Origin of the sequence: Methylobacterium sp. CCH5-D2 (assembly GCF_001556475.1) — a bacterium.
Classification (GTDB): domain Bacteria; phylum Pseudomonadota; class Alphaproteobacteria; order Rhizobiales; family Beijerinckiaceae; genus Methylobacterium; species Methylobacterium hispanicum.
This window is the reverse complement of the sequence record NZ_LSIX01000445.1, coordinates 1-417: the sequence shown is the minus strand read 5'-3', so window position 1 is coordinate 417 and position 417 is coordinate 1. Positions and strand designations below refer to the sequence as shown.

1 protein-coding gene is annotated in these 417 nt (G+C 71.7%); it reads right to left on the bottom strand.

Annotation, left to right across the window (positions count from 1 at the left end; all coding sequences use genetic code 11):
* Window positions 1-417, bottom strand: a 417-nt coding sequence (locus tag AX737_RS11420) for an efflux RND transporter permease subunit (protein ID WP_197430542.1), incomplete at both ends; no start/stop codon positions are given.

Here is a 417-nt window from a genome sequence, read left to right as displayed (position 1 = left end):
TCTCGCGCAGGATCTGGTTCGGCCCGTCGGTCTCGCGGATGTCGGCGATCTGGCGCGCCGGCACCCAGCCCGAGGGCGTCTCGACCAGCATGTCGCCGAGGCGCTGGGTGGTGCGCATCGTGTCGGACAGCCGCATCACCACGGCGAAGCGGCGGTAGCCGTCGACCACGCGCGAGACGACCTGGCCGTTCGAGAGGCGGCTCAGCTGCTCCACCAGGGCCGCCGGCTGCACCCCGTAGAGGGCGGCCCGGGCGTAGTCGACGCGGATCTCGAGTTGCGGGATCAGCACCTGCTTCTCGACCTGCAGGTCGGCGATGCCCGGGATGTCGGCCACGCGCCGCCGGATGTCCTCGGCCAGCCCCCGCAGGGTGTCGAGATCCTCGCCGAAGATCTTGAGCGCGATCTCGGCGCGCACGC